This window comes from Komagataeibacter sp. FNDCF1, assembly GCF_021295335.1.
Taxonomy (GTDB): Bacteria; Pseudomonadota; Alphaproteobacteria; order Acetobacterales; family Acetobacteraceae; genus Komagataeibacter.
The window spans coordinates 39,265-53,492 of the sequence record NZ_JAIWOT010000002.1 but is presented as its reverse complement, the minus strand read 5'-3'; the positions used below and the strand labels follow the sequence as shown (position 1 = coordinate 53,492).

The 14,228-nt window shown below is 59.3% G+C and carries 13 protein-coding genes and 1 pseudogene; 10 read left to right on the top strand and 4 right to left on the bottom strand.

Features of this window, described 5'->3' with window-relative positions; translation table 11 throughout:
- The first annotated feature begins 155 nt into the window (after positions 1-155).
- The 5 genes from LDL32_RS16925 to LDL32_RS16905 all read left to right on the top strand — a co-directional run bounded on the left by LDL32_RS16925 (position 156) and on the right by LDL32_RS16905 (position 5,106).
- Entirely contained in the window at positions 156-428 is a 273-nt protein-coding gene (locus LDL32_RS16925) for a BrnT family toxin (protein WP_014106829.1), read from the top strand.
- Positions 397-675: a DNA-binding transcriptional regulator gene (locus tag LDL32_RS16920; RefSeq protein ID WP_003625676.1), complete on the top strand. Its 279-nt coding sequence runs from the start codon at positions 397-399 to the stop codon at positions 673-675. The genes LDL32_RS16925 and LDL32_RS16920 overlap by 32 nt, the downstream gene beginning before the upstream one ends.
- A 187-nt stretch (positions 676-862) precedes the next feature.
- Complete coding sequence (locus LDL32_RS16915; protein ID WP_023524230.1) at positions 863-1,333, top strand: hypothetical protein; 471 nt, start codon at positions 863-865, stop codon at positions 1,331-1,333.
- A gap of 274 nt (positions 1,334-1,607) precedes the next feature.
- Positions 1,608-2,009, top strand: coding sequence for a hypothetical protein (locus LDL32_RS16910; RefSeq protein ID WP_233069098.1), 402 nt, complete (start codon positions 1,608-1,610; stop codon positions 2,007-2,009).
- 13 nt (positions 2,010-2,022) lie between these two features.
- Positions 2,023-5,106: an ATP-binding protein gene (locus tag LDL32_RS16905; RefSeq protein WP_233069096.1), complete on the top strand. Its 3,084-nt coding sequence runs from the start codon at positions 2,023-2,025 to the stop codon at positions 5,104-5,106.
- A 95-nt stretch (positions 5,107-5,201) separates the two neighbouring features.
- On the opposite strand, the gene LDL32_RS16900 is transcribed toward LDL32_RS16905, so the two are convergent.
- A complete protein-coding gene (locus tag LDL32_RS16900) occupies positions 5,202-5,573 on the bottom strand; it encodes a helix-turn-helix domain-containing protein (protein WP_048855558.1) in 372 nt (123 codons plus the stop codon).
- A 211-nt stretch (positions 5,574-5,784) separates the two neighbouring features.
- Between LDL32_RS16900 and LDL32_RS16895 the strand changes: the two genes are divergently transcribed.
- A complete protein-coding gene (locus LDL32_RS16895; RefSeq protein ID WP_233069094.1) occupies positions 5,785-6,732 on the top strand; it encodes an aminotransferase class I/II-fold pyridoxal phosphate-dependent enzyme in 948 nt (315 codons plus the stop codon).
- On the opposite strand, the gene LDL32_RS16890 is transcribed toward LDL32_RS16895, so the two are convergent.
- On the bottom strand, positions 6,646-9,543 hold the full coding sequence (locus LDL32_RS16890; RefSeq protein WP_233069089.1) for a Tn3 family transposase: 2,898 nt from the start codon (positions 9,541-9,543) through the stop codon (positions 6,646-6,648). The genes LDL32_RS16895 and LDL32_RS16890 overlap by 87 nt on opposite strands.
- 125 nt (positions 9,544-9,668) lie before the next feature.
- On the opposite strand from LDL32_RS16890, the gene LDL32_RS16885 reads away from it, so the two are divergent.
- Complete coding sequence (locus LDL32_RS16885; RefSeq protein WP_233069088.1) at positions 9,669-10,283, top strand: recombinase family protein; 615 nt, start codon at positions 9,669-9,671, stop codon at positions 10,281-10,283.
- Positions 10,284-10,310: 27 nt separating this feature from the next.
- Positions 10,311-10,676 (top strand): annotated as a pseudogene (locus LDL32_RS16880) (aminotransferase class I/II-fold pyridoxal phosphate-dependent enzyme); the annotation flags it as partial.
- Here the strand turns inward: LDL32_RS16880 and LDL32_RS16875 are convergent.
- Complete coding sequence (locus tag LDL32_RS16875) at positions 10,646-11,101, bottom strand: PIN domain-containing protein (RefSeq protein ID WP_082071067.1); 456 nt, start codon at positions 11,099-11,101, stop codon at positions 10,646-10,648. The pseudogene LDL32_RS16880 and the gene LDL32_RS16875 overlap by 31 nt on opposite strands.
- A gap of 4 nt (positions 11,102-11,105) precedes the next feature.
- Positions 11,106-11,753, bottom strand: a complete 648-nt coding sequence (locus LDL32_RS16870) for a DUF433 domain-containing protein (RefSeq protein WP_048855572.1) — start codon at positions 11,751-11,753, stop codon at positions 11,106-11,108.
- Positions 11,754-11,973: 220 nt separating this feature from the next.
- On the opposite strand from LDL32_RS16870, the gene LDL32_RS16865 reads away from it, so the two are divergent.
- Together LDL32_RS16865 and LDL32_RS16860 are read left to right on the top strand one after the other, a co-directional pair.
- Positions 11,974-12,432 carry a DotD/TraH family lipoprotein gene (locus LDL32_RS16865; protein WP_233069087.1) on the top strand — a complete coding sequence of 153 codons (459 nt, stop codon included), beginning with the start codon at positions 11,974-11,976 and terminating at the stop codon, positions 12,430-12,432.
- Between the two features lie 324 nt (positions 12,433-12,756).
- Complete coding sequence (locus tag LDL32_RS16860; RefSeq protein WP_051672012.1) at positions 12,757-13,923, top strand: IS110 family transposase; 1,167 nt, start codon at positions 12,757-12,759, stop codon at positions 13,921-13,923.
- Positions 13,924-14,228: the final 305 nt, after the last annotated feature.

The following is a 14,228-nucleotide window of genomic DNA, read 5'->3' as shown; positions in this document are numbered from 1 at the left end:
AAATATTCGAGCGATTCTGGATAAATATATATGCCCCGGATTTTTATGCTATCGGGCATACGAGGTTGATGGCGACCTGTCGAAATGGCTAAGAGTTGCGGGATGCCCGTAGTTTTCACTTTACAGTAACTACGGTAATCCCGTATTATCGTCTCATGGATGACAGGTTTGACCCCGCAAAAGACCTCGCCAACCAAAAAAAGCACAAACTGTCTCTGGCCTTTGGCGACCGTATTTTCGAGGACGATAATCACCTGATCTTGCCCACCATCCGCATTGAGGATGAGGAGGATCGCTACAAAGTGGTTGGCGTCGTGGGCGAGAAGCTGTTCACCGGTGTGTTTGTCTGGCGGGACGATCTGCCCCGCTTTATTTCCGTGAGAAGGAGCAACAAAGGTGAAGAGAGAGCATATCATTCTGCCTGCTGATCCGGCGGATTCCGAAGACCGCGCGGTATCCATCGAAGGCATGGAGCGTGGGCAAAGGGCGCGGTTGATCCGTAAAACCCGTAACGATCTCGGTCTGTCTCAGGTCGAGTTTGCCAGCCGTTTCCGCGTTCCTGTCGGTACGTTACGGGACTGGGAGCAGGCACGGGCGATGGCCCCCGACTTCGCTGTAGCCTACGTTCGGGTCATCGGACGGCACCCCGATATGGTAGCTCAGGCGGTGGCCTGAGCTGCCTTCCCAACGAGCCGGGGATTCAGCCCATCAACCCCAAACGCCGGATAGCCATTTTTATACCGAAGTCATAGTGTAATGTTTGGCAAGGTAGATTTTTTCGGAAAAAATATCCGCAGTCGCATGTTACTGGCCGAAGACTCCTCTGAGGGACATGCCTCCCTCTTTAACGGAGCCCTTGACCATGAACCTCTCTCGCACAAGCACCCCCGACGCGGCGCGATTGACGCGTCTCGTGACCAAACGGGTCGGATACAGACAGCGTGCCGTCACGGCGCTCGGTACTTTGTACGTCCCGATCCTCATTGCCAGCCATGCGCTGGCCCAATCCGCAACCGGCAGCGCAAACGGTATCGGGGCCCAGATGCAGGCCACCGCCCAGGAAGGGCTGACAGCGGGCGGCTTTGTCGCTGCTGCGTGCATGTATGTCGCTGCCTTCATCTGCTTCATCGGCGGCGTATGGGCGGCCTGGCAGAGCCGCAACGAACAGAACCGTTCGCCCGGAAAGGTCGGTATGGCAATCGCCGGCATCGTGCTGTGCGGTCTTTTCGCAACGGGTCCGCAGTGGATCAACAAGGCTGCCAACACCGCGTCCGGTGGCTCGGCAACCGTTGGTACGCAGGCTCAAGCCTATCAGTTCACGAGCGGCGGCTAGGAACCCGATCACAATGGCCCGTCTTACACAGTCTTTCCGGCTGCTGCCGCGCCCATGGGATCCGTCAGCGCCAGGCGCCGGGGAGATGGGTGAGCCGGGCCTTTTCACATGTGCCTGCTGCGACCTGATAACGCCTGGTCGCAGGTTTCCATGGCACGGTGACGGACCTGGGCCTGTCTGCGCATTATGCAACATCCTGCAGGATCCAACCCGTCCGACCATCGAACGCGAAGCCGTCCTGATATGGTGGCCGAAACTGCCGCAGACCCGCATCATGACCCTGACCCGCTGCGCGCATCAGGCCCTCATGCAGACGCTCGGCAATGGGCCAAACGGACAGGATTCCGTCTGGCATCGTGCAATGGACGCGATCGCGTCAGGGTCGGATACCGCGATGATGCCTGCGCAATGCAAAAGCGCTCTCGCTTTGCTCCGCGCTCTGCACGCGCGAACGACCGAAGCCCGGCGGCGGCTGGAGACAACCTCTCCCCGACTGCTGGCGACTGCCCTGCTGATGGCGAACCGGGCTGACCCGCAGATCAATGAAAGCACGACCGCCCTGATGGACGGCATCCGACTCTTCCCCCTGGGCCGTTTCTATAACGGCCCCACCGACATCTACCCCGCACTTGTCAGGGAATGGCTTGATGCCGATCCCCAACCGGTCATGACATGACAGGATCATATCAATGGGCGGCATTCTTTCCAGTCTGCTGGCCGGCATCAGCCTCGGGCTGCGCCAGCCCCTTGCCTCATTCTGCGATGTGGAAAGTACGCACGGGGACCATCTCATCACCAAACGCGGTGAATATGTCTCCGTACTGCGCATCAATGGCCTGCGTCGCATGTGCACGCGACAGGAAGTGGAAGCACTCGCCGAGCAGCAGCGTATCGAACTGCAGGGCCTCCTTGAAGAGCGTGGCCATGCCATCGTGGGATGGTATATTTCCGATCCCGAGCGCTCGGGTATCGAGATTGACCGCCTGAGCCTCAATGGCTGCCGGTCCATAGCCCGACAGATCGGAGCGGATCTTTCGGACGTCATCGAAGAGAGGCGCCGGCGCTGGCCAAACGTCATGCGCTGGGAGGCCACCTGTTACGTCCTGTGGACCCGGCCCAGCGTGCTGACACGTGAGGACCGCAAACAGGTGGCAGAGGAGCGCAGGACCCTTGCCTCCCAATTTCCCCGCGTGGGCAATACCCAACGTTTTGCCCTGCGCTCCGATATCATGGCAGCCCGCCATGAATCGTTCATTTCGCGCGTCCAGGCTGCCCTGCAGGGGTTCGACATTTCCTGCGAATTCCTCGGTCCACATCAGGCATTGCAGGTCGCGCGCGAAGCGACCTATCGTGAAACGGCGGGCTCCGCCTGGAAACCGACCCTGCTGGGTGACCGGGTCATGCCACGGCTTCCTGACGATCTGGATGACCCGCAGCCACATCCGCAGGGCCTGCTCTGGCCAGCGATCCGGGACCAGATCTTCAATGCCGACGCCGAAACGAAAGGCGGACAGCTCGTGACCGTGGGGGATTATACATACGCCCCGGTCGACATGACGATTGGCCCAGAGGATCCGCGCCCGTTCTCCGAACTCTCCAGCGTGCTTGGCCGCAAGAGACTGCCATGGCGCAGCGCCATGATCCTGGAGGGCGGTGGCCGCGCCGCCTTCGGCTTCAAGGAAGCCGGAGCCGGGTTTCTGGCGATGTTCCCCGGAAATAGCGACATTCGACGGGCGTTTGCCGCACTCAAGCTGGAGCGCCAGAAAAACAACCATAATTCCGTGCGGATGCGCATGACCGCCACAACCTGGGCTCCGGTCGGAGCAGAGGCGAAGCTGCGACGGCAGGCGTCGGACCTCTCCCAGGCGATTGATGCGTGGGGCAACAGCAAGACAACGCGGATTTCCGGAGATCCTCTGGAAGCGGCCATGGGTTCTGTCCCTGCCCTGGCGCTCGGTTCGACTGCGACCTCATCGCTCGCCCTTGTCGGTGACGCGTTCTCCATGATGCCGTGGGCACGCAGTGCGTCACCGTGGCAGAAAGGATCCATCCTCTTCCGCAAGCCCGATGGTTCAATCTGGCCTTACGATCCGACCGGGGGCGGGCTACGCCCATCCGTCGTAGACATTATCGTAGCCCCGCCTGGCGGCGGAAAATCCGTTCTGGCCAATACCATTCTGCTGGGCTTGATCCTCAGCAGCGCCGCGATCAGCAGCCACGGCACCAAGCTCCCCTATATCGGCAAGCTCGACATCGGACCGTCTTCGCGCGGACTGATCGAGATGCTACGCAACGCGCTTGGGCCAGAACGCCAGCACGAGGCGGTTTACGTTAAGATGCAGGCAATCCCGGGCTTCGAGGTCAATGTCTTCGATACCCAGGTCGGGCTGGAATATCCCCTACCACTCGAGCGCGTCTTCCTGCAGAATTTCATCTCGCTCCTTGCCGCGCCGCTGGATGGCAGGCCGTGGGAGGGCATGGACCATCTCGTAGAGGACGTGATTGATGAAGCCTACCGCCTCTGTACCGGGGTGCAGGGGGGCACGCCCAAAATCTACACTCCAGGGATCGAGCCCGACGTCGATGCCGCAATAACATCGCTGGGCATCAGCCTGCCCCACCATGCGGGAGAGGACGATCCGACATGGTGGCGGGATGTCGTCGATGCCCTTGTCAATCTCAGGGAATACCGCCTTGCAGGTTTTGCCCAGCGCCATGCAGTACCGGTCCTGCAGGATCTGCTGATTGCGGCCCGCAGCCCGGAAATCGAAAAACGCTATTCCAAGATCACCCTGGAAACTGGAGAAAGCCTGATCGACACGTTTGATCGCTACATCATGAACGTGATCAAGAATTTTCCCATGCTGGCGTCCCCGACAAGGCTGGATATGGGGGACGCGCGCGTGATCGTCCTCGATCTTGCCGAGGTTGCACCATCCGGCTCTCCCGCGGCCAACCGCCAGACAGCGCTCATGTATATGCTTGGCCGCCATATCCTGGCCCGGAATTTCTTTCTCCATCCCGATTATGCCGACGACCCGCATATGCCCCCGTCCATGCGGGACTATCATCTCGCCCGCTTCACTGAGATGTATGAAACGACGAAGCGTGTCGACTTCGATGAGTGGCACCGTACCGAACCAGCGCCCCAGGTAGACAAGCAGGCTGTCCGCGACGGCCGCGAGGGGCGCAAGCACAACGTCCAACTCGCCTTCATTTCACAGAACCATACCGATTTCAGCGAGGACCTCTACAAGATATCAACCGCCCGATGGGTCCTCAAATGCGGTGATCAGGAGACGGCAGACAGCCTTATCCGACGCTTTAAGCTGTCCGATGCCAGCGCCTATGTGATCCGCAACGCACTGCCGGGACCGGGAAAGAATGGTGCGCCATTCTTCGTGGACATGTCGGCTGGAGAAGCAAAGTATGAACAGCTTCTGGTGAACGTCCTGGGGCCAATCGAACTCTGGTCTTTCTCGACAACGCCTGGCGACACGGCGCTCCGTTCGCGCCTTTACAAACGGATCCATTTTGCCCGCGCCCTGCGGATGCTCGCCACCGTATTTCCCTCGGGAACGGCAAATAGCGAGATCGAACGCAGAAAAAGCGAGCGCATGAATGTTTTCGGTCTCGCGACCGATGAAGCATTTGCCGGCGTTCTGGATGAACTGGCGGATGAGATCGTAGGCGGCAGAGGCGTGGCTGCAGGACTGTACGAGACCCTGCGCGCCATTGATGAACAATCGGAACTCGAATTTACCACTGGGTAGAAAGTGACCGATATTCGCCTGACTGCCTCACGTCTTGAATGTTACAGCGATGTTGAAGCAAACGCCGAGTACGATATTGGCGCTGAAATCAGGCATCAGAACGAAGCACCGTCCATATCAATAACATCCGCTCCCCCATGCCTGGCCTTATCCTGTTGCTTGCGTAACGTGGCCGCAGAAGACCGGCCTCGACGAGGCTGACGTTCAGCAGTCAACGCCAGTCCCAGATCATCCTTGCGGATATCAATCAGGTCGGCCAACCGGTCTAGAAGACCAAGCACGACAAGCACGTCGGCCAGAGTGCCGATCCCCACACCCGGGTCTCCCTTTTCCAGGCGCGCGATGGAACTTGCTGACGTGCCGGCACGAACGGCCAGGTCGGCTATCGCTATGCCGCGCCGCAGGCGCGCGCCACGAAGATCACGCCCCAGTTGTTCAAGAGCCGAGCGGGATTTTGGTGAGCCCATTACTATCACTCATATTTGGCAGATAAAGTGCCTTATACCGTCAAATATGGAATTCTGTAAACTCCATCCTCTGCCCTTCACAACACGTTCCTGGCAGGAGATGGCACGTCGCGTAGAAAACGGTGGGCAGGCCGCCTGATTTCCAAGGGCAGTTTCTGGTCGCAGGGCGATCATCGCCCTATAAGTCTATTTTCTCCACCTTGAGGTCATGATGCCTGTGCCGCCAATCGATCCCTTCCACGCGCTGTCCATCAGCGCACTGGCACATGAACTGGCCGCGCAGGGCCGCAGCATCATTCATATGGAATTTGGTCAGCCTTCCACCGGCGCGCCAAGCGCGGCGATCGAACGCGCCCAGCACGTACTGGCGACCGACCCCATGGGCTATTGGGAAAGCCAGCCCCTGAAGGAGCGGATCGCCCTGCACTATCACGAAACATATGGCGTTTCGCTCCGGCCTGAGCAGATTATCCTGACCTGTGGCGCATCACCCGCGCTGGTTCTGGCGCTCATGACCAGCTTTGTGCCCGGCGCGCATGTGGCCATGGCGCGACCGGGCTACGTGGCCTACCGCAATGTCGTGCGCTCGCTCCATATGGAACCGGTTGAAATTCCGTGTGGGGAAAAAGAACGCTTCCAGTTGACCTCCCGCGCCATCGCAGCGCTTGAACCCGTTCCCGACGGACTGATCCTGGCCAGTCCCGCCAACCCCACCGGTACCATCCTGTCTCCTGATGAAATACGGCGCATCGTTGACGTCTGTCGCGCGCACGGGATCTGCATCATATCGGATGAAATCTATCACGGTCTGAGTTTTGGCGAACGCGCGCACAGTATTCTGGAATATGATTCCGATGCGCTGGTGGTAAACAGTTTTTCCAAATACTTCAGCATGGCGCCGTGGCGGCTGGGGTGGCTGGTTGTCCCGCCAGCCAAGGTGGAAGCCGCCCGTGCGCGGATGGGCAATCTGTTCCTGCCGCCCGCCGCCCTCAGCCAGCACGCGGCCCTCGCCGCCTTCGATTGCCGCGATGAGCTTGAAGGGGTCGTTTGCGGGAGGGGGCGAAATCCTACGCTAAGGCTTTGGCCAGCGATATTCTCCGGTGAGATTGATGTGCTCCCATCCGAGCGGAGAGACGTGGGCCAAGAGATCGGGCGATAGCAGTTTTCCCTCGCGTTTGTGACTGGCAACGACTTCGCTCAGCTTCATGGTGTTCCAGAAGATGATGATGGCGGCTAGCAGGTTCATGCCGGCGATCCTGTAATGCTGGCCTTCGGCGGAACGGTCGCGGATTTCGCCGCGCCGGTGGAAGCTGATGGCTCGTTTCAGCGCGTGATGGGCCTCGCCCTTGTTGAGCCCGATCTGGGCACGGCGTTGCAGCTCGGCATCCAGAATCCAGTCGATCATGAACAGGGTCCGCTCGACGCGGCCGACCTCCCGCAAAGCCGTGGCCAGTTCGTTCTGCCTCGGATAGGAGGCAAGTTTGCGCAGGATCTGGCTTGGCGCGATGCTTCCGGCCGCGATGGTGGCAGCGATGGTGGCAGCGATGCGCAGGATATCGGGCCAGTTGCGCTCGATCATGACCTGATTGATTTTTCCGCCGATCATGGCCCGCAGGTGGGCCGGGGCGGCCATGGGATTGAATGCATAGAGCCGTTTGGACGGCAGATCGCGAATGCGCGGAGCGAACCGATAGCCGAGAATGGCGCATGCGGCAAAGACGTGATCGGTGAAGCCGCCCGTATCAGCGAACTGCTCGCGGATATGGCGGCCGGCATCGTTCATAAGCAGGCCGTCGAGGATGTAAGGAGCTTCGCTCGCCGTCGCAGGGATCACCTGGGTCGCGAACGGCGCATATTGGTCGGAGACGTGGGTATAAGCCTTCAGGCCCGGGGTATTGCCGTATTTCGCGTTGACCAGGTTCATGGCCTCGCCTTGTTCCGTGGCGGAGAAGAACTGGCCGTCGCTCGAGGCCGAGCTGCCCATGCCCCAGAACTGGGCCATTGGTAGCACTGCTTGCGCCTCGACCACCATGGCCAGCGCCCGGTCGTAGGCTTCGCCCTCGACATGCCACCGTCCAATGCGGATCAGTTCCCAGAAGGTGTGTGTGTTCGTCGCGTCGGCCATCTTGCGTAGGCCGAGGTTGATCCCTTCCGCAAGGATGACGTTCATCAGCCCGATCCGGTCGGCGCAGGGCGCTCCAGTGCGCAGATGCGTGAACGCTTCGGTGAAGCCGGTCACTGCATCCACCTCCAGCAAGAGATCGGTGATGCGCGTGGGCGGGATCTGCTTGTAGAGATCGAGTACCAGATCTTCGGCGCCGGTCGGCACGGCGGCTTCGAGCTTCTCGATATGCAGAACGCCGTTTTCGATCGAACCGCCGGGAATCGTGCCCGTGCGTGCCGCACGGCCAAGCTCGCGCAACCGGATATCGAGACGAGCTTGGCGGTCCGCCAGCCATTCTTCCGGCCGCAATGGCACGGCGAGTCGACCGCTTTCCGCAACGGCTTGTGCCGGGACGAGTGCATGTTTCAGATCGCCATAGCGCCGGGATCTGGCCAGCCAGACATCCCCGGAGCGGAACGTATCGCGCAGATGGAACAGCACCGCGATCTCCCAGAGGCGGGTGTCGCCAATCGCCTGGGCACGAAGATGACGATGCCATTTCGAGCTAGGCCGAAGGAAGCCGATACGCGCGGCATCATTCACACCGGCGCGCAGGGCCGTCACCGCTTCCAGAAGCGGCAGCGCGACTGGCGCAGCCCGCAGATCGAGCAGGCGCAACATGCGAGGAGCGTACCGGCGGAAACGGTGATAGCCATCGAGCACATGATTGAGCGGATCGTCCGCCATGGTGGCGGTCAGTCGTGTTGCCATTGCAACAAGAGTTTTGAAACCGTCCCAACCCGATCCACGCGCAATGACGTCGTCCAGCGGCTGGCCGTCGTCCTGTGCATCGACCAGGGCTCCGCCAATTTCGGCGAAGGATTTCAAGGTGTCGCGCACCACGTTCGCCTCGTCGGCGACCTTCGCCTGGCAAATGCGCTCTGATGCACGGTAGAGCCTGCCGACGATCCGGTCGTGGGTTTCGACCACGGCGTCGGCGAGCATCGCCTGCCATTCCGACGCGCAAACGGCCAGAATAGCAAGCCGTCTGTCTTGCGGAAGATCGCGCATGCCATCTGCATAGTACCGTTCGCCCTGCCTACGCAGACGTGTCACGCGATGAGCAGGAACACCGGCCAGCAGATCCTCGGAGAAATCGATACGTTGCAGGTATTCGAGCCGGTCGAGCAGCCGGTTAGCCGACAAAGAGTTCGACCCAGGCTCGAATTGGCGCAACCACACGAAGCGAGTCACCCGGTCGTCAGCCGTCTCCTCGAGCAATGACAGCAACTGCTCCCGGATGGCCACGGACAGCCGGCTGGCGATCCTCGTCTCGATCCGCCGCTCAGCATCGACCAGGGCCTTGGCGCAAAGCCGCTCGATCGTCGATATTGCAGGAAGAACCATGCGGGTGCGTCGGCACTCAGCCACGAAGCGGCGGGCGATATCCTCGTTCGACACCGCCATCTCGGCTTCCCGAAACAGCCAGTCCTTTAGTTCGCGTGAGCCACGTCCGGAGAAGGTACGGAATCCGTAGAGCGCCCGCAACTCGGCAAGATGTTCGTGCCGCGTCTCTTCGCGGGCGGCATACTCAACCAGATCGTCAGCACGCAGGCCAATTTGCGCCCCGATAAATTCAACGACTTCCGCCGGGATCAGTTCGCCCGGAGCCAACACCCGGCCGGGATAGCGAAGGACGCACAATTGCAGAGCGAAGCCGAACCTGTTGTGAGCGCGCCGACGCTGCTTGATATGGCCGAGGTCTTCATCGCTCAGCGTGTAGTGCCTCAACAAATCCGTCTGGGAGGTTGGCAGGCGCAGCAGCGCGTCCTTCTGTCTATCGGTGAGCGTGACGCGGCGCGGCATTCATGTTCCTTTTTCAAAAACTGATAATGTTCAAGACGCTTTGTTTATGAAGCTGGTTAAGATACATTTCTAGCGAACAAATCTTTCGTGGTCAGCGCGCCGCCTCAAACCAACGTTTAAGAAACATGATGATCGGATACGCACGCGTCTCAAAAGCCGATGGCTCGCAGTCCCTCGACCTACAGCACGACGACCTGCGCGCCGCCGGCGTCGAACAAGACAACATCTATGAGGATCGCGCCCCCGGCGGCCGCGATGATCGGCCCGGACTGGCCGCCTGCCTGAAATCCCTGCGCGACGGCGACGTGCTGGTGGTCTGGAAGCTAGACCGCCTCGGGCGGTCGCTTGCCCACCTGGTCAATACTATGAAGGATCTGTCGGATCGCAATATCGGCCTACGGGTGCTGACCGGAAAGGGCGCTCAGATCGACACCACGACCGCATCCGGGCGCATGGTGTTCGGTATCTTCGCCACCCTGGCCGAGTTCGAGCGTGACCTGATCCGCGAACGGACTATGGCCGGCCTCGCCGCCGCAAGAGCGCGCGGTCGCAAAGGCGGCCGAAAATTCGCCCTGACCAAAGCACAGGTGCGTCTTGCTCAGGCCGCCATGGCGCAGCGCGACACTTCCGTTTCCGATCTGTGCAAGGAGCTCGGGATCCAGCGTGTCACTCTCTATCGATATGTCGGCCCAAAGGGCGAACTTAGGGACTACGGAAAGCGCGTCCTCGGCTTAGCGTAGGATTTCGCCCCCTCCCGCAAACGACCCCTTGAAGGGCATATGGAAACCTACCGGCGCAATCGTGACCTGCTGTTGCGTGCCCTGCCCGAAATGGGGCTGCGCCATATCGCGCCACCAGATGGAGCGTTCTATATCTATGCCGATATCCGGCACCTGACGGATGACAGCATGGCGTTTTGCAAGCGCCTGTTGCTGGATACGGGTGTTACGACAGCACCGGGCATTGATTTCGACCCCGTAGACGGGAAATACTTCATCCGTTTCAGCTTTGCGGTCGCAACGGACCAGATTGAAGAAGCCATCCGCCGCATGGTCCCATGGTTTCGGCAGCAGAAAAATTGTTTGCTGGCCAATGCTCCAGCTCAGACGCGCCGCACCTGCGGATTCTGCTGAAAAGGATTAAGCACATCCACGTCCCGACCGGCAAAGTCAGCCACATTGCGAGTCACAATAATCATGCCGTGAATTCGGGCGGTAGCTGCCAGCACGACATCCCGCTCGTTTTTTCCTTTTACACCCAGCATACGGGCAACTTCCCCAGAGATCTTCATTGTGATCGGCATCTGACGGTCTGCATATTCCCGTTCGAAATTGTCCAATGCTGCGAGTTGCGCAATCACGCGTGCAGTATCCTGTCCTTTTTTTTCGAGACGGATCCGTTCCCTTTCTCGCCCCTCACGCATTTCCTGATAAACGATGGGGCTGATCCGGTATTGATCGTCGTCAATCGTGTCGAGCCACGCCTTGACATAAGAATTACCGGCATCTCCCATCGCGCGGAAAACATTCGTGTCAATCAGGTAAAGTGGACGCAACATGAGATCAGGACTCAGTCCCACTTTCTACGGCATCAAAAATACCCATCTCCGCCAACGCACCAGCCGCCCGCCGGAAACTACGGACCGGATATGGACGCCCAGGTTTGGGATAAGCTTCCGTGTAAGCAATAGCAGATTCAATCTGTTCCTCGGTCAGGGTCGGATAGTCCGCTTTGATCTCCTTGATTGTCTGTCCCTGTGCGAGGGCAGCAACACGATAAGCAGATATATCCGTTCCCTTTATAACAGGATCAGTCCCATCCTCCTCCAATATATTTTTCTTGGCGTCGAGGAGTTTCTTGTATTTGGATAGAAAATTACGATGAATTTCGGTAATATTCGCTTTAAAAGGACCAAATCTTACGGTTCTGGCTTTTGCTTCATTTTTTTTGAAGGCCTGATACAGCTTCCGACGCCCCATCGGAGTTAGATCCGCATGCATCTGCTTTTCAAGCGCCAGAAACAACAACTCCGAGAGCCCGATCTTTCGTACCCGCCTACGCCCCTTCCTTACGCCGTGAACCGGCATGTTCTCTTCCGGTTCGCTGATCTTCTCTACTTCCCCACGATCAATTGCCCGGTTGATATCCTTTTCCGACATACCGATCAGAAACTGCGCTTCGCGTAGGGTAACGGCCTGGATTTCTATCATGTGCGCCTCCAATGCATCCCATAATAGGGAATAATTAGGATATATCAAGTCGTACTAAGCGCCTGCCATGACCCTGCGGGTCAATTTGGTGAAACAAAATCCCGAAAAAGACCCAGATCTGCTCTCGAGACTCACATGGAAGAAAAAGCAACGCAGCCAATTTTTGCTGTAGCAGTCGCAAGATGATCTTCGAAGCTTCTCCCATCATCCGGAGAAGCTCATGAAACATTCTCTGCTCATTTTTCTTTTGCCCATGGCACTCAACGCCTGTGCGCAGAGCCTGTCGTCACCTTCTCCCATTGCGACGACCGGCATGGCCAATCCTGAACTGGCCTTGCAGCGGTCAAGAGCAGAGACCACGACTGATCTTCGGGAACTTGGCAGTATCCGCCCGTCTCCGGTCGTGGCATCTGCCAACCCGCCCCCGCTCCCCGATGACCTGACCCGCCGGATCTGGTTCGTGTGGGACGGCCCGCTGGGCAACGCCGTCGCAAAACTCGGCCAGGAGATTGGCTATAGCGTGACTGTCACCGGCCATCCCCGAGCAATGCGCGTCGCGACCAACAGCGTTGCCGCCGTGGTGGATATCCTTCGGACATTGGGCGATCAGGCCGGAGATCAGGCCATGGTCTCGGTAGACCCGCTTCACCACGCGATAACGGTGGCCTGGCATGCGTAAGATGGCGCTCTTTCTATCTTCGGCCATCGTCGTGACGGCCGCAGGCAGCCCGACCCATGCAGCGTCTGTCTCCGCGGCGAAGGTTGTCATTGAGGAGAGGCAGCACGTCCGGCTACCGACATCGTCTCCATCCCCGCCATCGGCCCGCAGCGGCACATTGGTCCCGGAGCCACAGCCGCCCCAGCCGGGTGCGGATCAGGTGGACGGGGCTGATCCCGCCCTTGCCAATCCCATCAATAAACCGGTGACAGATTCCATGAGGAGTGGATAGCGAGCCGCGCCGTGTCAGAGTGTGCTTGCTGAAACTCTCTGGAGGGCAGAACCATGCTCGAGGCATCTGATCATCCCACGACCCCGGTCGCTATCCGCGTTGATCTTGGCGCGATCTTCGTTTCACTGGAACTTGGAAAATCGAGTTGGCTGGTCACATCGCTCTCACCCGGAAGCGAGAAGATGTCGCGCCACTCGGTTCAAGGTGGCGATATTGCGGGCCTGTTCGGCTGTTTCACTAGTCTTCGTGACAAGGCCCGCGCTCGGGAAGGAAGACTTTTTCCGCTTGTGGTGATTCAGGAAGCCGGATTGGATGGATTCTGGATCGATAGAGCCTTGAAGCAGGAGGACTGGATCGAGAGCCATGTCGTCGATGCGGCGTCGATCGCAGTTCCCCGCAAGCACCGGCGTGCAAAGACGGATCGTATCGACGGGGAGATGCTGGTCCGTACGCTGCTGGCGTTCAAACGCGGAGAGGCACGGGTCTGCTCAATGGTCCGCCCTCCATCACGGGAAGAGGAAGACCGCCGACGTCTCAGTCGGGAGCGTAAGGTTCTGGTGGGCGAGCGCACGCGGCATATCAACCGCGTCCAGGGCCTGCTGCTGAGCCAGGGCATTCGAGGTTACCGGCCGCTGCGACGGGATCGGCGTGCCTGTCTCGACGAGTTGCGAACGGGCGATGGTCATCCCTTGCCGAAGCATCTCAAGGCGCAGATCGGACGAGAACTGGACCGCATCGAACTTCTCATGGAACAGATTAAAATGGTTGAGAGCGAACGGGACGAATTGGCAAAAGTGAATGACAACAATCAATGTTCGCCAGTTGTCCTGTTGCAGGGTCTCAGAGGGATTGGCGCCGAGTTTGCCACCGTTCTGACGCAGGAAGGACTGTTCCGGCATTTCGACAACAGGCGGCAGGTCGCGGCTTATGCCGGTCTGGCGCCTTCGCCGTGGAAAAGCGGATCGATCGACCGTGAACAAGGCGTCTCGAAATCCGGTAATCCGCGCCTGCGCACGGCCATGATCCAGCTTGCCTGGCTGTGGCTCCGCTACCAGCCTGACACCGCGCTGGCGCAGTGGTTCCATGAACACGTGGGCGCAAGAAGTAACCGGAGCCGCAAAACGGCGATCGTTGCCCTGGCCCGCAAGCTTCTTGTTGCGCTCTGGAAATATGTCACGAGTGGTGTCGTTATCGATGGCGCGCATCCGGCGTCCCGCTGATGGAAACACCACAGACATAAACCCCATCCCCAGGACCTGATCAGTCCTGTGGATCCAGGTGAACGGACCGATCGGCCCCATGGCTTGCAATGCCGACCTTTCAGAATGGTCCCGTTCTCCTGAGCCTTTGCCCCGAATGCGGGATAGTGGTGCTGCCGCGCGCGAGCGGCGACCGGATGTGAGGTTCTACAGGTGCGGCATCGCGCCGGTAGTCGTTAAACAGGCTCAGACCATGGATCCAAAACACGGAGAAGAAAAAATGATCTCGCAGTGAAAGTGGCCATTGACGTGAAACTCCTCATGTG